Raw genomic sequence first — 17797 nt, forward strand, 5'->3', positions numbered from 1 at the left:
ATGATGGTATGACGTGTTCAAGACGAAATTTCTTAGCCGGTGCAGGCGCCGTTATTTTCACTACCGGCGTTGCTGGCAATAATCTGCTGGGGCGTAAATCAATTGCCGCGACCATGGAGGACGGGCCTAAACGTTATGGCATGGTACATGATGAAACTTTGTGTATCGGCTGTACGGCTTGTACGGATGCTTGCCGTGAAGTGAACAAAGTACCTGAAGGGGTATCGCGACTAGAAATAGTCCGGAGCGAGCCTCAGGGTGAGTATCCGAATGTTGACTATCAGTTTAGCCGTATCTCTTGTCAGCACTGTGATAACGCACCTTGTACCTATGTGTGTCCGACAGGGGCTGCATTTAAAGATCCTGAAACCGGTATTGTCGATGTTGATGCATTCAAGTGTGTTGGCTGTGGTTACTGCCTGGCGGCTTGCCCTTATCAGGTTCGCTTCTTCAACCCGGTAACCAAAGCAGCAGACAAATGTGACTTCTGCCGTAAAACCAACCTGAAAGAAGGCAAAGAGCCGGCCTGTGTAGAGTCGTGCCCAACTAAGGCGCTGACATTTGGGGATCTGAATGATCCGAACAGCAAGGTCTCTCAGCTGCTCGAGAATAAGACTGTTTATCGCTCGAAAGTCGAGCTAGGTACCCAGCCGAAGTTGTATAAAGTGCCACATGGAAAAGGGGAGATAAAAGGATGAGTACTACATTTGCCGATGCCTTTTATTTTGATTCACTAGTCTGGGATTGGATCATTGCGGTTTACTTGTTCTTGGCAGGGATGTCTGCCGGTGCAGTAATGATTGCGATTTACCTGAAACGTAAGGTGATCCAAGGGCATCCTAGTGTTAATGGGATCATAAAGGCAACAGCCATTTTGGCACCGTTTGGTATTATCGCGGGCCTAACGATCTTGATTTTCCACCTGACAAAACCGCTGTCGTTTTGGAAGATTATGATCTTCTATAACCCGACATCTGTGATGTCGATGGGGGTTATGCTGTTCCAGATCTATATGGTGGTACTGTTTGCCTGGATTGCAGTGATCTACAAAGATGAGCTACTGAACCTGCTGAACGGTCGTTTGCCGATTGTCGGTAAGGTCATAGGCGTGATAACTCGGTTCGAGAATAGCCTGGAACTGTTTCTTGGGTTCCTTGCATTACTGTTGGCGGCTTATACTGGTTTCCTTCTGTCAGCGTTACAGACGTTCCCGTTACTGAATAACCCTATTCTGCCAATTTTGTTCTTGTTCTCTAGCTTGTCATCCGGTGCGGCAGCCTGCCTGTTGTTTGGTGTCATTGTCTTCAAAGAGTCAGTACATAGCCCAAGCGTGAGCTGGATCCATAAGTTTGAACGTCCAGTTGTGATGTTCGAGTTGTTTGTATTGTGCGCATTTTTCACTGGCCTGTTCTTTGGCGGTAGTCAAAGCCAGGCGGCAGCAATGGCAGCAATTGGCGGCGGTTTTTGGGCGTCTTGGTTCTGGTATGGTGTGATTGGCGCCGGAATGTTGGTCCCGCTTGGACTTAATGCTATTAGTCCTGAAGGGGTTAGACATAACAAAGCGTATATTATGCTGGTAACGACGCTCAGTCTAATTGGTGTGTTAATGCTACGTACCTTCATTTTGTATGCCGGACAAATGACTACCGTTTAACAACGCGTACTTACGGTAAATAAATCGTCACAGCAAACGCTGTGACGATTTATTTTGGCAAAAGGTGGGTTGGCTATATAGCTAACTGCATAATTATTACACCTAATTGATCGAGGGCAAGGCTGCAATTTATGGGTTACAGCAAGATGATAACAGGACAAAGTTTTAAGGAAATTCAATGATCCCTGAAGTTGGACACTATGCATTAATACTGGGATTTGCTTTTGCACTATTGGGCGGAATTGTTCCAGTAGTCGGATTACTACAGAAGGACTCATACCTTATCCGCTATGCATGGCCGCTAAGTTATGGCGCCTTTCTTTTTATTACGGCTGCAATCGGTTTGTTGGGTTACAGCTTTGCCGTTGATGATTTCTCGGTGGCGTATATTGCCCACCATTCCAATTCTCAGTTACCACTGTTTTTTAAATTGGCTGCAGTATGGGGGGGACATGAAGGGTCATTTCTTTTTTGGCTTTTTTCCCTTTCGGGGTGGGCTGCAGCCGTCGCTTATTGCTGCCGTGATCGTGACGAACGCTTTATTGCCAGAGTGCTGGTGACTCTGGCAATTCTGACGGCAGTATTCAGTTTGTTTCTCCTGCTTGTCTCGAATCCGTTTTTACGTCAGTTTCCGGTGCCTGTAGAAGGGCGTGACTTGAATCCGATGCTGCAGGATGTTGGCCTGATTTTCCATCCTCCGATGCTGTATCTGGGTTATGTCGGCTTTGCTGTGAGCTTTGCATTTGCCGTTGCTGTACTGACAAGCAGAGATACCTCAATACCCTGGACGCAATGGAGTCGACCATGGGCAGTGAGTGCCTGGGTATTTCTGACTGGTGGGATCGCGCTGGGTTCTTGGTGGGCTTATTATGAACTTGGCTGGGGTGGCTGGTGGTTTTGGGACCCGGTAGAAAATGCCTCGTTGATGCCGTGGTTAACAGGGACGGCATTAATGCACTCGTTGATCATTACTGAACAGCGCAAGGCTCTTACCAGCTGGACGCTGCTTCTGGCTATCTTTACGTTTTCACTCAGTTTGTTGGGTACTTTTATCGTCCGTTCGGGAGTGCTGACATCGGTTCACGCTTTTGCGGTTGATCCTACCCGAGGAGTAACCTTACTCGCGATACTCGGTGCCTTGTTGATTATTTCGTTGACCTTGTTTGCAGTAAACGGCGGCAGGTTTAGCCTGCCTGCTAAGTTCGGCTTTAATTCAAAAGAAGCCACTTTTTTGGCGGGTAATAGCTTATTTGCTGTCGCCACGCTCACTGTCTTGCTTGGGACGTTTTATCCCATGATTTTCCAGGTTCTGGGGCTAGGCAATATTTCGGTTGGTGCACCGTATTTCAACGCATTGTTTGTTCCAATGAGCTTTGTGTTATTTATGTTTATGGGACTGGGTGTGCTTATTCGCTGGCGTCGAGCGACTACTGATGAGCTGATCACTCGTTCACTGGCTCCGGTATCCGTATCTATTGTGCTTGGTGTTGCACTGTCCGTACTGTTTGAGCGTGGGATCAACGTGACAATTTGTCTATCGTTTATTACGGCTTTGTGGGTGTCGCTCACTGCTCTTCAAGCATTTTATATGAGATATACCGTCTCAAAAGGAAAACGATTAGTTGGTACCTCTTTGAAATCGCTAGCCATGGTCGTTGCTCATTGTGGTGTGGCGGTCACAATTATTGGTGCTGCATTGGTAAGCCACTATTCTGTTGAGGTCAGTAATAAGATGGGGCCCGGAGATGTACTCACCTTAGGCGAATATGAATTTACCTATCGAGAAACCGAATTAATTATCGGCCCTAACTATACCGCGGAACAAGCCAATATCGAAGTCAGCAAAGCTGATAGGTTCGAGGCGATGATTCAACCTCAGCGTCGCCATTATACGGTTCGTACTATGAATATGAGCGAGCCTGGCATCAAGTGGTACTGGAATGGTGATATTTATATTACGTTGGCGGAAAAACTGGACCGGACTGACTATGCTGTTCGAATTCAATATAAGCCATATGTACGTTGGTTATGGATTGGTAGCATTATGATGATGCTAGGTGGCACCATGGCGCTGATATCGCGATATAAGGTGCGGGTTGCGCAGAGAAGAGAAAGTAAACTGCAATCACCAGCCACCATTATGATTTGGAAATAGCCACGGAGAAAATCATGAAATTGACCCGTTTTCTTCCCTTATTTTTTGTGCTGCTTTTGGGCGGGATCATTGTGATGGCGATGGGGGAGCAAAATAACTCTACGGTATCACCGCTTCAAGAACGGTCAGTACCAGAGTTTAGCCTGGCAAGTCTACAACAGGAATCGTTGACCCTCACAGAGGTCTCTCTAACCGGACAGCTTCAATTACTTAATGTCTGGGCTTCATGGTGTGGGATTTGTAAATCGGAACATGCATTCTTGATGGAATTGGCCAAGCAGGATCAGGTAAAGATTGTTGGCTTGAATTATCGAGATGATCGACAGTCTGCCTTAAATGAACTGGCTGCTTCGGGGAACCCTTATCAGAAGGTGATTTTCGACCCTAAAGGGAGCTTAGCATTGGATTTAGGTGTGTATGGTACTCCGGAAAGCTACCTGATCGACCAGAATGGTGTGATTCGTCAGCGTTATGTCGGAACACTGACTCCCCAAATTTGGCAGCAAGAATTTGTTCCTGTAATTAATCAGTTATCGAGTGTGACGTTATGAGTCCTGTTTGCTTTGCTAAGAAGTGTGTGTATTGGTTTCTTGGTCTCCTAATGATGTGCTTGGTTGGTGTAAGTGCTGCGGCGCAAAACCTGTCAGGGCAGGTATTTTTAGCTGCTGATACTGGGGTGGTGGAGTCGGTCGAAACTTTTCAATTTCGCTTTGTTGCCGATCAGGAACGGGCGATAGCATTATCGAGAAACTTACGTTGCCCGCAATGCCAGAATCAGAACTTAATAGAGTCGAATTCGCCGGTGGCCAAGGATTTAAGGCTAAAGGTTTATCAAATGGTCGACAGCGGAAAAACCGATGCCGAAGTGATTGAGTATATGACGAGCCGCTTTGGTGACTTTGTTTTGTATAAACCCAAGTTTGAGCCCAAAACTTATTTTCTCTGGGGCGGACCAGTACTGCTTTTGGTTATATTTGCTGCTATTGCGATTTACTCTATTCGTCGACAAGAAAAATAATGTGATGAAAGTGCAGCGATAATAGTTGCATCACATAAATTAAGCACTAAGAATAATAGGTCGAGTAGCTATTTATTCGGCCATATTATATACAAGCATTCACTTTATGCCGATAAGTTGATTTAATGCGGCATTTCCCACTATTCCTACCTATTATTATTTCTATATATCCTCGCTATGTGATCGTTGGCATATATTCCTTGTATCGATTGGTGCTACAAATAGGAATATTAGTTATGAAATGCATTGCACTATTTGTTTTTGAAGTTTGTAGATTTAAACTATGATTGAGGTATGAGTGCTGCTTCATATTGATGGTGAAAGGTATCATCTGATTTTCTCAGTCGCCAGGGAGGGCTGCCAAGGTGATAACAGGAAAGAAATATTTATTGATTGATGACTCGAATACCGCGATCTCGATCATGCGCTCGATGCTTAATACATCTGGCGTATCGAATGACAGTATTGATAGTACTATGGATAGCCTTAAAGCTATTCGTCTTCTGGCTCAGCATAATTATGATGTTGTTATCTGCGACTATAATATGCGCCATCATATTGATGGTGGTCTAATTTTTGACGAAGTCAAGCAGCGTAAACTTCTCTCCAGTGACGGTGTTTTTCTCTGTGTAACCGGTGATAATTCCCAGCAGGTGGTTACTCACTTCATAGAATTAGAACCGGACGATTACTTAATAAAACCTTTCTCCGCCATTGTATTTATCGAACGGATCGAGATGGTGCTAGAGCGAAAATCAGCTCTGTATGCTTTATTACTGGCAGTTGATAACAAAGAGTATGATACGGCGATTGATCTCTGCCATCGGTATCGACAATCTTACCCCATGTATAAAGGTTACATCGACAGAATTAACGGTGACTGTTTATTACGTGCCGAACGACATAAAGAAGCAAGATTATTTTATGCGGAAGCTTGTAAAAATTATGACCATCTATGGCCACAAATTGGTTTTGGACAGGCTCTTAAAGGATTAGGTGAGCTAAAAAAAGCCGAAGCGGTGTTTCAGGAAATACTAGCTAAATACCCTAAACAGCCAATAGCCAGAAAACATTTGGCAGGTTGCTTGATAGCTAGCGACCGAGTTCCCGAAGCGTTGGAGCAATTTAACCTGCTCCACAAAGTGAATTCGGCTAATCCATTACGCGAACTCATTATCGCCAATCTTTATGCAGTAGTTAAACAGCATAAAAAAGCTGCGATTGGCTACCAGCGATATACTGACAAAGTAACCGGAACCTGTCGCTATAGTTCCGGCATAAGTGCAAATATTTCTGTGTCACTTATGCTTGCCAGTATTTATACCGAGGATAATACCGAGTACTCCGAACTGGTGAATGAAGCAAGACATAACATTTATGAGCAGAAAACGTATGGTGAATCCGATCAGGAGCGTTATGAGAGTGAGATTAGCGCAATGGTTGGCGTCGCTATTTTGGCTTGTCTGCATGGCGAGATAGAAGACTGTTTTACTATCGTTAGTAAAATAAACTTGCAGGAACAGCCAATCGATGACTATTACACTGTCTTGAATGTTGCCAGGTTATATGGTTTTTGCGGGATGCCCGAACAATATGAGCACACAATGCAAATTGCGAGGGAGCTATGCGGCAAGGCCGACGACGATGTATTGGTGCAAAGTCAGGTCAAGTTGCTCGAAGCCTGCCATACGGAAATCAACCAGCGCTTGAAAGAGGGCGGAGAGCTTGTTGAGCAAGCTTTTGAAAAACGGAATAATAATCAAGCAACAGGTGCGATTGAGGATGCCTACCGTGCATTTCATATGGTGCCTTTTCATTATAAGTTATGTTTCTTGATCCTTGAATTAACGGCTTTGGCAACACCATCGTTTTTGACTGCATCTGAAATTAAAGGGGTTATTGCATCCTGCGATTGGGTGTATAGAAATGACACCCGCCCCAGCCTCGAGGAAGTGAAGCGGGCTAAGGCGCTCTATGAAATGGCACTGGAACGAGTTGATAAAATGCCCAAAAGAGCTTCGGCATAAATTAAGTGGGTAGGGCGTTTATAATACCCTACCGTTATACTCTAAGACGTTGCTCTATTGTCCTTCTTAAATCAACGTTTGATTAATTGCTGAGTTGAATTAAAGGTTTTCTGCTTACGGCCAACATACGGCTGAAAAACAACACAGTCAGGCAAGGCAGGAACCAACTTGCATGTGCACTGTACAGCGGTAGCAACTGAGTTAGCTTCATATCAAGGCTTTCTGGCATTTTTCCTAAAATAGTCAGAGCGTCGAGCCCGCCGAATACCATTGCTGTCATTAGAACTGCAATATAAGTGAATGAAACGTCTGGCTTGGCAGGAAAGGCTAGCGCAGCCAGTACCAAGGCAATGGCTACCGGACACAGAACCAAAATTGCAGGCAGGCTGACGGCCAGGATTTGCTCGAGGCCAAAGTTTGCAATGATGCCTGTCAGAAGGACGACAATCGTGGCTGTGACAGAAAAAGAGGCATTGAAAGTTTGTTTATAGTATTCAGCACACGCGTTGGTAAGGCCAACCGTTGTTGTCAGGCAAGCCATAATGATGATTGCTGCCAGTAACCATTGTCCATACACGCCAAATTCTCCAGCGACATAGCGAGCTAAAATCTCACCACCATTTGTCGCGTTGGTAGCGACAGAAGCTGAAGTTGCACCGACATACCCCATGGCCATATAACAGCCAGCCATCAAAACCGCGTAAATCATGGCCACTTTGAATGCAGTATTGGCGACGGCTTTGGGAGCAGTTACTCCTTTGGCATTGATAGTTTGGATGATAACCCAGCCAAACCCGACGGCTGCGATTGCATCCATGGTCATGTAGCCTTGGATCAACCCCTGTGTGACAGCACCATGCTGATAATCAGCAGTAGGTGCCAACGGCGTGTCCAGTGGTGAGATTATAGCTGCTAGAGTAAGGGCCAGTAACATTAAGATAAGCAGTGGTGTCATTACTTTGCCAATGCAATCGACTAAGCGACCCGGCTTAAACGCGAGCATTAATGTAAATGCTGAGAACAGGACGGAAAACAGTAGCAGGTGATCTGTGGTCACAAAGGGTTTGATCCCCATCTCGTAGGCAACCGTTACCGCTCTCGGCATGCCAAATGCCGGGCCTATAGCGGTAAAAAGAGCGATCCAGAAAGAGCGAGCTAACCAGCTTGGCAATGGTTTGGTCAGGTTTTGCGTACTGCTTATTCGTCCTAAAACGATTAGAGTTAAAGCGGGTAAGCCAACAGCAGTAACTAAAAAACCAACCATCGCCGGGAAAAGGTTTGTACCGGCTTCAAGCCCGAGAGAGGGGGGAAAGATTAAGTTTCCGGCGCCGAGAAAAAGGGCGAATGTCATTAAGCCTATGGCAAGTAAATCATGTGTTTTCACTGGACATGTCCTGTTGTGTATATATTAGGACCGTCAGTAAGGCTGGTGGAAAAATAAGAAGGGAAAACTATATCCTCCGTCAGCCTGGCTGACGGGGAAATAACCGCCAGCCTAGTTAATAATTACTAGAATAATGGCGATAATAATGTTGGTTGCACGCAATACAGCCTGGCCCTGAACTTTCAGGGAAGTCACAGATTGTTGGGCTGTATGAAATAGCATAGATAACCTAGTTAATTATTCGGGCAACACAGTCACCATATAAGTAATAAAACGGCATGTAAATAGTTTTTTGGTGATTTCTTTTAATGATATTCATCTCATTGGGTTAAATTTCTGCAATCGAGCGCCAGTCTTGCCTGGTGTATTAGGCGAAATAAACGGCGGTGAAAGATTATTCAGTTGGCTTTTTGATTCGATTCTACAATGAATTGAGCGGCATGAAGTATTTGCGCTGCTGTGAGTACGGATTTCTTTCGAAAAGGTGAATAAATGAATAAGAATAAATTACTTCCCGTAATTGTATCTATCGCCATACTCGGGGTTAATGGGGCTGTGTTGGCTGCTGGAGGTGGCGGTGTACTTGCCGATCCCGGTGCTGCAGAAGGAAAGCATTTTGATCCTAAAGGAAAGCTACCATCAGAATTTACCATTAAATCTCAGCAGCAACTAAAAGAGGCCCTTCCATTTTCGGATACACGTGATTTTGATGAGGCTAAAAAGGGATTTATAGTGGCTCCTGACTATAAACAAATAAAAGCCGAAGCCGGAAATATTGCCTGGGATATGGCGAGTTACGAATGGCTGCTGGAGGATAAAACGTTCGACAGTATCCACCCATCGCTTCAGCGTCAGGCAATACTCAATATGGCCTATGGCCTGTATGAAGTGGTTCCCGATAAAATTTATCAGGTACGTGGATTTGATCTCGCCAATATTAGTTTTATTAAAGGGGATACCGGTTGGATCATCATTGATCCGCTGACTGCCAAGGAAACGGCAGCTGCCGCGCTCAAGCTAGCCAATGAAAAATTGGGTGAGAGGCCTGTTGTCGCGGTGATCTATTCACATTCTCATGCCGATCATTTTGGTGGAGTCCGTGGCGTCGTTGACGAAGAAGCGTTAAAGGCTGGTAAAGTGCAAATAATTGCCCCTGATGGTTTCATGACCCATGCTGTTTCTGAGAACGTGTATGCCGGTAACGCGATGAACCGAAGGTTGTTCTTCCAATATGGTGTGTTATTGCCGCGCAGTCCTTTTGGTCATGTTGATCAGTCGATAGGTAAGAATACCGCAGCAGGAACGACTGGCCTGCTACCACCCACGGTTACCATCAAAGAAGACATTGAAGAGATGACTGTCGATGGGGTGAAAATGATCTTTCAAAACACCCCCGGAACCGAGGCACCAGCTGAGATGAATACCTATTTCCCTGATCTCAAAACTTTTTGGGCTGCCGAGAACATAACCGGGACGGTACATAATATTTATACCCTGCGTGGCGCGCTGATCCGTGATGCGCTGGAATGGTCAAAGCAGATCAACAAAGCACTGTACATGTTTGGTCAAGAGGCTGAGGTGATGTTTGCTTCACACAGTTGGCCACGATGGGGCAATGAACGTATCCAGGAAATTATGCGTTCGCAGCGGGATATCTATGCCAACCTCAACAATGAGGTGCTGCATCTGGCCAATCAGGGAGTGACAATCAATGAGATCCACAATGAGTACAAGCCGCCTAAAAGCCTTCAGCAGCAATGGTCAGCGCACAGCTATCATGGTTCTGAACAGCATAATAGCCGTGCAGTCGTTAATCGCTATTTAGGTTACTGGGATGGCAATCCGGCAACGCTGATCCCACTGTCACCTCGTGATTCAGGCCCCTTATATGTTGAAATGATGGGGGGAGCCGACAAGATCATCAGCAAAGGGCAGGAGCTGTATGAGAAGGGTGAATACCTGATGGCGTCTGAGATCTTGAATAAACTGGTATACGGGGAGCCCGATAACCAGAAAGCCAAGGATTTGCTTGCTGATGCTTTCGAACAGATTGGCTATCAGCAAGAGAGCCCAAGCGTGCGTAACAGCTTTCTCGCCGCAGCGTACGAGTTGCGCCAGGGGATCCCGACGGGCGCCTCTCCTAAAACCTCGGGGCCGGATATGATTAAGGCGATGTCGACGGACTTGTGGTTAGATTTTCTGGCTATTCGGCTTGAAAGCGAACAGGCTGACGGCATTAATTTCGTCATTAATCTGATCACACCCGACAACGATGAAAAATATGCCGTCGAATTAAGTAATGCAACGCTTACTAATATAAAAGGTTTTGTTGCTGATTCAGCAGATCTGACGATCACGATTAACCGCTCAGATCTTGAACCGGTGATGATGGGGGGCGTTACCCTGGACGAGCAAATAAAAAATGGCAAAGCAAAGCTTGACGGTGACAGAAAGCCTCTCGATCAACTGAAGTCGATGCTAGCGAATTTTACCCCTGATTTCGAGATGATGCCTGGCACGAAAAAAGGGAAATCGCTTCAACCTGAAACCAACACGTTTGCTCAACCTGAGCTTGGTCATACCGATGGCGGTTAAGCTGGCCTGATAATTCTTGTTGTCATGGATAAAAGAAGGGGGAGTACGATGTGCTTCCCTTTTACTTATATAACAATATGATAATGTTGAATGTTCCATTGCGCCTCAAGGAGGGAGCATGCGTCAACAATATCATTTTCGCCAATCTAAGAAGGGGCTTATTGCCTGGGACGTTTTTCGGTTAATTACGCTTGCCAAGCCGTTGGTTGTTAAAGACTATCCACTCGGAAAAATCAGCGAACTTGATGAATCGTTCTGGTATGACTTGGGCGGCGCCTCCCCGACCTGTAAGAATATCCTTGAGCATGCTGTTCTGATAGATAGTGCAGACTTATCATATCCGATTATTTTGTGCCGTGAGGGACGGGTAATGGATGGGATGCACCGGGTTTGCAAAGCCTATAAGCAAGGAGAGCAAACAATTAAAGCGGTACAGTTTGAACAGGATATCGAACCCGACTATGTTGGCGTTGATCCTGACGAGCTACCTTATTGAGGCTGTAATAAAATAGGATACAAACGGGAGCGTTATGCTTAAAGGGATCCACCATGCGGCTATTATTTGTGCCGACTATACCAAGTCAAAACACTTTTATGTGAATATTCTTGGCTTGTCGGTGATTGCCGAAAATTATCGACAAGCCCGAAATTCTTACAAGCTGGATTTGCGACTACCTGATGGCTGTCAGGTTGAGCTGTTTTCTTTTCCCTCTCCGCCAGCAAGGCCTAGCTTTCCAGAGGCCAGAGGGTTAAGACATTTGGCTTTTACTGTCGATTCAGTCGAAGCATTTACAGCGTACCTTGAGAGTCACCGCGTTGACGTTGAGCCAATTCGGGTAGATGAATTTACCGGAAGAAAATACACTTTCTTCCAGGATCCTGACGGGCTTCCTCTTGAGTTATATGAGGGCTAGTTAGAGATTGGGGTTTATATGTTCAATGGTAATGGGTTACGTTGTAACACATTGTTATCTGAATGAGCTATAGGCGTCGGAGTGCATAGGCATTGCGCCATCTAGATGTTCTCGATAGTGCGACTGCCTTGGTTACTTTGTCGCAAAGCAATATAGCGAAGAACCATCAATCAATACGATGTCTGCAATTGCAAAATATTTCTCTGAAAGTTGTAAAAATGCAGGCCTTTGTCGTGCAGTAAGCTTTGCATCATCCATTACTCTTTAAATACAGATCGAGCAAAGTGAAGGTGGCAGCGTGAAAATTGCTTTTTTTGGTGAGTGTATGGTTGAGCTGAGTGGACAGCCATTACAGAGAACCTTTGGCGGCGATACCTTAAATACTGCCCTGTATCTTTCTCGATTAGGCATTTCCCGTGATCTTGCTGTCAGTTATGCAACGGCATTAGGGGTCGATAACATTAGCCTTGATATGATGGAGTCATGGCAGGCTGAGTGCATCGACACTTCGCTGGTACGTAAAGTGACGAATAAGCTTCCAGGTTTGTATCTGGTCGAAACAGAACCCAGTGGCGAGCGTCATTTTCATTACTGGCGTAATGATAGCGCGGCAAAGTTTTATTTTTCGGCGCTGTCATCGCCGCTTGAACAAGCAATTGACGAGCACCGTTTCGATGCCTTGTACATCAGCGGGATAAGCCTGGCCATTTTGGCGGAAGAGGCCAAAGCGGTGCTGATCACCTTGCTTGATAAGCATATATGCAATGGCGGCAAGGTTTTGTTTAACAATAATTTCCGCCCGCAGTTATGGACATCAAAACAGGCTCAGTATTGGTATTCACAAGTTTTGCCTTTTGTTGATATCGCGCTGATCACTGAAAATGATGATCGCAAAGTGTGGGGTAATACTGACATTACTGAGCGCTGTCAGCGTTTTGGTTGTCATGAAGTTGTGATTTTGCGGGGGAGTGAACCTTGCAAAGTGGCTACCGATCTCCAGTCACCTGAAACAGATACATTTTATATTGCAGCTAATCAGGTCGACAAAGTGATAGATACCTGCGCGGCAGGAGATTCTTTTGCGGCAGGATATCTGGCTGGACGGTTAAGCGGAGGCTCGGCAGCAACGGCGGCCGAGCTTGGCCATCATTTGGCCTCGATTGTTATTCAGTATCCCGGGGCGATTATTCCGCCAGAGGCAATGAAAGAGTTAATGTAAATTAGAACAAAGGGAACAAGAGCTAATGTCTCAGCAATTGATCGATAAATTAAAAGCATTCAAAGTTATTCCGGTTATTCAAATCAACAGTATTGAGCAGGCAGTGCCGTTGGCAAAGACGCTGGTGGAGAATGGACTACCGGTTGCCGAAGTCACTTTCCGTACCGAGGCAGCAGCCGAAGCGATCCGATTGATGCGTGAAGCGTACCCAGAGATGTGTATTGGCGCGGGTACGGTACTGAATGCTGATCAGGTGGATCGTGCCAAAGAAGCGGGAGCGGAGTTTGTTGTTGCTCCCGGTCTGAATCCCAATACCGTTCGTTATTGTCAGAAACTGGCTATTCCGATGGTGCCGGGGATTAATAACCCCAGCCAGATTGAACAGGCTCTGGAGCTCGGGCTGACCTTTTTGAAATTCTTCCCGGCTGAAGCCTCTGGTGGCATTAATATGATTAAGTCTTTGTTGGCCCCCTATGTTGATATCGCGGTGATGCCGACGGGGGGAATTGGCAAAGCCAATGTTTGTGATTACTTGGCGATTGAGCGTGTCCATTGCTGCGGTGGTACCTGGATGGTGGCACCCAAGTTGATTGAAGCTGGTGACTGGGATGAGATTGGTCGCTTGGTGCGTGAAGCGGTTGAGCTGGTAAATAGTTAATTTTAACTCTTTACAGCAGCCCTAGAGATAGATGCTGTATTGGCGCTGCTGGAGCAGTGAAAATTCGAAGTGTGATCTGGGTTTGCCTTTATATGTTTAGTTGAATAATTACAACATTGTTTGTATCTCAGGAATGAGAACGAGATATTTACAGCGCTTTAAATATACATGAAGCCAAATTGACGTCTAATTAGTGACTTATGAATGTTGGATTGATTCAGAATAAGTAGGACGCTAGCCTAAAGTGGTCAATTCGCAAGCAGTAAATCCATAAAAACAAGGCTGTTGTGCATAATTCAATCAAACAAAATAAAATCTACTATTTTGCTGTTGACTCATGAAGCGCAATCCGTAGAATGCATCCCATACCGCAACGGGGAGACCCAGTTGATGGTGAGTATGAAGGTAGCTGGCGCGTTGGCAGAGTGGCTATGCAGCGGATTGCAAATCCGTGGACCTCGGTTCGACTCCGGGACGCGCCTCCATCATACCTCAATTTGCGACACTAGCTCAGCTGGTAGAGCGCAACCTTGCCAAGGTTGAGGTCACGAGTTCGAACCTCGTGTGTCGCTCCAAATTTTGCGATATTGGATTTTAATTAGTGTTCAGTATCTAGATGGTGTCTAACTTAAATCAGTTAAGCGCATCGCAATCAAGAATTGCGTGCCCTGGTGGTGGAATTGGTAGACACAAGGGATTTAAAATCCCTCGACGTTCGCGTTGTGCCGGTTCAAGTCCGGCCCGGGGCACCATCTCATTAAAAGGCTTACCGAAAGGTAAGCCTTTTTTCGTTGTACCTATACGATAACAACGAAAAAGGCTATCTGATGACAGCCTTATTTTGTTTTTAATACAGAATGGCAAAGACAGTTAGAATTTGTATGAAGCGCCCAGATAGAACGAACCTACAGTAACATCATAGCTACGAACTGTATAAGAGGAGATCTTTTCCTCGATACCAAACAGATCACCCTCATAAGCCAGGCGCATGCTGAATCCATTTAACATTGCAGGCGCATAATCAAGGCCAAGGCCATAATGGATAGCACCACCGCTATCGCCATCCAACCTTTCTTCTGACTGGCTTAAATCAACCGCCGACAGGCCAGCCAGAGCAAACGGACGAAGGCCGTTGCTGAAGGTATAACCGACATTGGCAGATACCGAGAATGAGGTTGGGTCTATTTGATAATTGTCTGCCTGGCTATCAATCTCTCCGTAGGTAGTGTAAGACGCCTCAATACCAATGATTCTGTTAAATTGATAACCAGAAAAAATCTTGAAGCTGTTATCCTTTTCATCAAATGATGTATCGTATACTTCGCCGTTCCAGCCATCATCCTCGAAGCTGGTGCTACCAACACCTAAACCAACATAAAAGCCTCTGACATCTTGTGCTGCAGCGAAAGAACTCGTCGACGCAAGAAGTAATGGAATTAAACAAACTACTTTTTTCATATTTTCTTCTTTTAATTACGTGTGGATATACCTAACACTTTAATTGACTCAATAAAGCCGGCTTATTGTATTCATTTTTGATATTAAATTAAGTGCACAGATCAAGAAAGGTTAAGAGTTGGGTAATAGATTTGGCTGTTGATGACAGGAATGGCGAGATTTATCCCTGCAGGGGATGGTTTTGCTGCTCATTATTTATTCGGTAGTGATTTGCTGAAGGTGGAGGGGATAAGTGAGCCCTGAAAGTTAACATGACTACTTCTGCGAAATTGATCGCTAGTTAGTTTGTGTATAAGGTTAAATTAACCAAACTATTTCAGGTGCAAGGACTCGCGATGAAATTGAATTGTGATATGGGTGAGAGTTTTGGTGCCTGGCAAATGGGTAATGATCAGGCGGTGATGCCGTGGATTGATATGGCGAATATTGCCTGCGGTTTCCATGCCTCTGATCCAGATATCATGGCCCAAACTGTTGCGTGGGCGATTTCTCATCATGTCGAAATTGGGGCTCATCCCGGCTATGACGATAAGGTGGGCTTTGGTCGTCGCAGCGTTCCTCATTCACTGACGTCGATTGCCCAGCTGGTGGCTTATCAGGCTGGTGCATTAAATGCGATTTGCCAGTTGCAGGGGAGCCGCATTAGCTATATCAAACCGCATGGAGCATTGTATAACGACATGATGGCGGACGAGGCGATCTTTGAAGCTATCATCAAAGCTGTTGCGGGCCTGAACCGAAATCAGCAAATTGATCTCAAGCTGATGATTTTGGCTAAATCGGATAATGCTAATTACCAGGAAATTGCGCAATATTATAAGGTTCAGCTGTTGTTGGAAGCCTTTGCGGACCGTGCATACAGTGAAGCAGGTTTGCTGGTCCCGCGAAGCCAACCGGGAGCCGTTTACTACAATACGGAACGTATTAAACAGCAGGTGGTTGAACTGGCACAGGGAAGGGTCACTACGATTTCTGGCGAAACGCTTTTCTTGAAGGCTGATACCGTGTGTGTTCACGGTGATAATGAGCAATCTATTGCTACCATCGCTGCCTTGCATAAGGTATTGAACCCATGATACGTGTTGAACCAGTTTCGGAAACGTGTCTGATCGTGTATTTGGGTGAGCAGATAGATACGCAGTTGGCACCTCGGATAGGGCACTTATCTCAATACTTAAAGGAGCATTTCTCCCAGTCGTTGGTAGAAGTGATCCCGTCTTACACCTCTCTCTTTATTCAATATCATCCCTGTTTAATGACCTACCACACTCTGCATACTGCCATCATGCAGTACGCTGATGCTATGCAACAGTCAGGTTCAGAGCCGTCCTCTCGAGTCGGTAAGTTGATCACATTGCCGGTCTTTTACCATCATGAGGTTGGGCCGGATTTACCGATTGTTGCCAGTCAGCATGGCTTGTCCTTTAACCAGGTGGCTGAAGCTCATAGTAAGGCAATTTATACCGTGTGTGCGATTGGATTTGCGCCGGGCTTTGCCTTTCTGGCCTCCGTCGATTCACTAATCGCGACGCCAAGACGGGCAGAGCCCCGGTTGAAGATCCCCGCTGGCAGTGTTGGGATTGCCAATGAACAGACCGCCGTTTACCCAGCGGATTCACCGGGAGGTTGGCAGATCATTGGTAACTGTCCGCAGTCACTGTTTTCTCCACAGCAGCAGCCGATGACACCGTTTGAAGTTGGTGACCGGGTGAAGTTTCAACCGATCTCGAGAGATGAATTTTTGCATCAAGGAGGCGTGATTTGGCCGCATTGGAAGTGATACGCCCCGGCATGCTAACGTTAGTCCAGGATGTTGGTCGGCTAGGCGTCGGTGATCAGGGGCTAAGTCAGGGCGGAGCCGTTGATATTCATGCCTACTGTTGGGCCAATTATCTGCTAGGTAATGAGATGGGCTGCCCGCAGTTGGAAATCACGTTAGGGCAGGCCAGTTTTAAAGCTCGTGGTGATTTGATCTGCGCAATTACCGGAGCGGATATGGCGGCTACACTGGATGGTGAGCCTGTCGTTCCCTGGCGAAGCTTTCAATGGCGGGACGGGCAGGTATTAAAGTTGGCCTATCCCAGAGCAGGATTGCGTGCTTATCTGGCCGTAAAAGGCGGACTCGACGTGCCCACTACGCTAGGAAGCAGCTCAACAGTGGTACGAAATAGTATCGGTGGGATAGAGTCTGGCCGCGCTTTGCTGTCGGGGGATAGGTTGGATCTCAGACATTCAGTTGACGAAACGGTAGCATCCGATTTTGAATCTCAGTTTACCCCTATTCGGTTTATTCCTGACTATGCCAGCCCGGTACAGTTGCGGGTAATTGAGTCCTATCAGAGCATAAGCTTTTCGGATAAAGTAAAACAGAATTTCTATCAGGGTGAGTATAAAATCTCTCAGCAAACTGATCGTATGGGATGTCGTTTGGAAGGACCGCCGATAGCTGGAGAAGCTGAAGGGATTATTTCTGAGGGGATTGCATACGGCGCTATTCAAATTCCACCCAATGGTCAGCCTATTATATTACTCAATGATCGCCAGACACTGGGCGGATACCCCAAACTGGGCTGTATTGCCCGGGTTGACATGCCGAAACTGGCTCAAGCCGCGCCGGGAAGTATGGTGCGATTTTCGCCTGGAGATTTAGATACATTGCAGCAGGAGTGGCAACTTTTTTCCCGTTTTTTTGCACTACCCTTTTAGCGGAGGTTA

The 17797-nt window shown here is 46.0% G+C and carries 16 protein-coding genes and 3 tRNA genes; 17 read left to right on the top strand and 2 right to left on the bottom strand.

Translation table 11 applies throughout. The features are described 5' to 3' along the window. Positions 1 to 8 precede the first annotated feature (8 nt). From nrfC to MD588_RS20685, 6 genes are all read left to right on the top strand, one after another. Entirely contained in the window at positions 9 to 698 is a 690-nt protein-coding gene (nrfC, locus tag MD588_RS20660; protein ID WP_265699587.1) for a cytochrome c nitrite reductase Fe-S protein, read from the top strand. Then, positions 695 to 1654: a cytochrome c nitrite reductase subunit NrfD gene (nrfD, locus tag MD588_RS20665; protein WP_265699588.1), complete on the top strand. Its 960-nt coding sequence runs from the start codon at positions 695 to 697 to the stop codon at positions 1652 to 1654. The genes nrfC and nrfD overlap by 4 nt, the downstream gene beginning before the upstream one ends. A gap of 178 nt (positions 1655 to 1832) precedes the next feature. Beyond that, complete coding sequence (locus MD588_RS20670) at positions 1833 to 3809, top strand: heme lyase CcmF/NrfE family subunit (RefSeq protein ID WP_265699589.1); 1977 nt, start codon at positions 1833 to 1835, stop codon at positions 3807 to 3809. 14 nt (positions 3810 to 3823) lie between these two features. Continuing rightward, positions 3824 to 4360, top strand: coding sequence for a DsbE family thiol:disulfide interchange protein (locus MD588_RS20675; protein WP_265699590.1), 537 nt, complete (start codon positions 3824 to 3826; stop codon positions 4358 to 4360). Between the two features lie 53 nt (positions 4361 to 4413). Continuing rightward, on the top strand, positions 4414 to 4827 hold the full coding sequence (gene nrfF, locus MD588_RS20680; protein ID WP_265699615.1) for a heme lyase NrfEFG subunit NrfF: 414 nt from the start codon (positions 4414 to 4416) through the stop codon (positions 4825 to 4827). A gap of 365 nt (positions 4828 to 5192) precedes the next feature. Then, a complete protein-coding gene (locus MD588_RS20685) occupies positions 5193 to 6854 on the top strand; it encodes a tetratricopeptide repeat-containing response regulator (RefSeq protein WP_265699591.1) in 1662 nt (553 codons plus the stop codon). Positions 6855 to 6936: 82 nt separating this feature from the next. Here MD588_RS20685 and brnQ read toward each other — a convergent pair whose 3' ends face one another. Beyond that, the gene (brnQ, locus tag MD588_RS20690) at positions 6937 to 8238 is read right to left on the bottom strand and encodes a branched-chain amino acid transport system II carrier protein (RefSeq protein WP_265699592.1); all 1302 of its coding nucleotides are present in this window, start codon (positions 8236 to 8238) and stop codon (positions 6937 to 6939) included. 492 nt (positions 8239 to 8730) lie between these two features. On the opposite strand from brnQ, the gene MD588_RS20695 reads away from it, so the two are divergent. The 8 genes from MD588_RS20695 to MD588_RS20730 all read left to right on the top strand — a co-directional run bounded on the left by MD588_RS20695 (position 8731) and on the right by MD588_RS20730 (position 14376). Further along, the gene (locus MD588_RS20695; protein ID WP_265699593.1) at positions 8731 to 10833 is read left to right on the top strand and encodes an alkyl/aryl-sulfatase; all 2103 of its coding nucleotides are present in this window, start codon (positions 8731 to 8733) and stop codon (positions 10831 to 10833) included. 118 nt (positions 10834 to 10951) lie between these two features. After that, complete coding sequence (locus MD588_RS20700; RefSeq protein ID WP_265699594.1) at positions 10952 to 11329, top strand: hypothetical protein; 378 nt, start codon at positions 10952 to 10954, stop codon at positions 11327 to 11329. 34 nt (positions 11330 to 11363) lie between these two features. Next, positions 11364 to 11747: an SMU1112c/YaeR family gloxylase I-like metalloprotein gene (gloA2, locus tag MD588_RS20705; protein ID WP_265699595.1), complete on the top strand. Its 384-nt coding sequence runs from the start codon at positions 11364 to 11366 to the stop codon at positions 11745 to 11747. Positions 11748 to 12072: 325 nt separating this feature from the next. Beyond that, positions 12073 to 12966 carry a sugar kinase gene (locus tag MD588_RS20710; RefSeq protein ID WP_407676602.1) on the top strand — a complete coding sequence of 298 codons (894 nt, stop codon included), beginning with the start codon at positions 12073 to 12075 and terminating at the stop codon, positions 12964 to 12966. Positions 12967 to 12991: 25 nt separating this feature from the next. After that, the gene (locus MD588_RS20715) at positions 12992 to 13624 is read left to right on the top strand and encodes a bifunctional 4-hydroxy-2-oxoglutarate aldolase/2-dehydro-3-deoxy-phosphogluconate aldolase (RefSeq protein WP_265699597.1); all 633 of its coding nucleotides are present in this window, start codon (positions 12992 to 12994) and stop codon (positions 13622 to 13624) included. Positions 13625 to 14035: 411 nt separating this feature from the next. Further along, positions 14036 to 14109: transfer RNA gene (locus MD588_RS20720), tRNA-Cys, on the top strand. A 14-nt stretch (positions 14110 to 14123) separates the two neighbouring features. Beyond that, positions 14124 to 14199, top strand: a tRNA-Gly gene (locus tag MD588_RS20725). Between the two features lie 90 nt (positions 14200 to 14289). After that, positions 14290 to 14376, top strand: a tRNA-Leu gene (locus tag MD588_RS20730). Between the two features lie 118 nt (positions 14377 to 14494). Here the strand turns inward: MD588_RS20730 and MD588_RS20735 are convergent. Continuing rightward, positions 14495 to 15082, bottom strand: coding sequence for a porin family protein (locus tag MD588_RS20735; protein ID WP_265699598.1), 588 nt, complete (start codon positions 15080 to 15082; stop codon positions 14495 to 14497). Between the two features lie 335 nt (positions 15083 to 15417). Between MD588_RS20735 and MD588_RS20740 the strand changes: the two genes are divergently transcribed. Genes MD588_RS20740 through MD588_RS20750 form a run of 3 tightly spaced genes read left to right on the top strand, consistent with a single transcriptional unit; the run spans position 15418 to position 17788 of the window. Continuing rightward, a complete protein-coding gene (locus tag MD588_RS20740) occupies positions 15418 to 16158 on the top strand; it encodes a 5-oxoprolinase subunit PxpA (protein ID WP_265699599.1) in 741 nt (246 codons plus the stop codon). Further along, positions 16155 to 16862, top strand: a complete 708-nt coding sequence (gene pxpB / locus MD588_RS20745; RefSeq protein WP_265699600.1) for a 5-oxoprolinase subunit PxpB — start codon at positions 16155 to 16157, stop codon at positions 16860 to 16862. The genes MD588_RS20740 and pxpB overlap by 4 nt, the downstream gene beginning before the upstream one ends. After that, positions 16844 to 17788, top strand: a complete 945-nt coding sequence (locus MD588_RS20750) for a 5-oxoprolinase subunit C family protein (RefSeq protein WP_265699601.1) — start codon at positions 16844 to 16846, stop codon at positions 17786 to 17788. Before pxpB ends, MD588_RS20750 begins: the two co-directional genes overlap by 19 nt. Positions 17789 to 17797: the final 9 nt, after the last annotated feature.

The organism is Photobacterium obscurum, assembly GCF_026191635.1.
GTDB lineage: Bacteria > Pseudomonadota > Gammaproteobacteria > Enterobacterales > Vibrionaceae > Photobacterium > Photobacterium obscurum.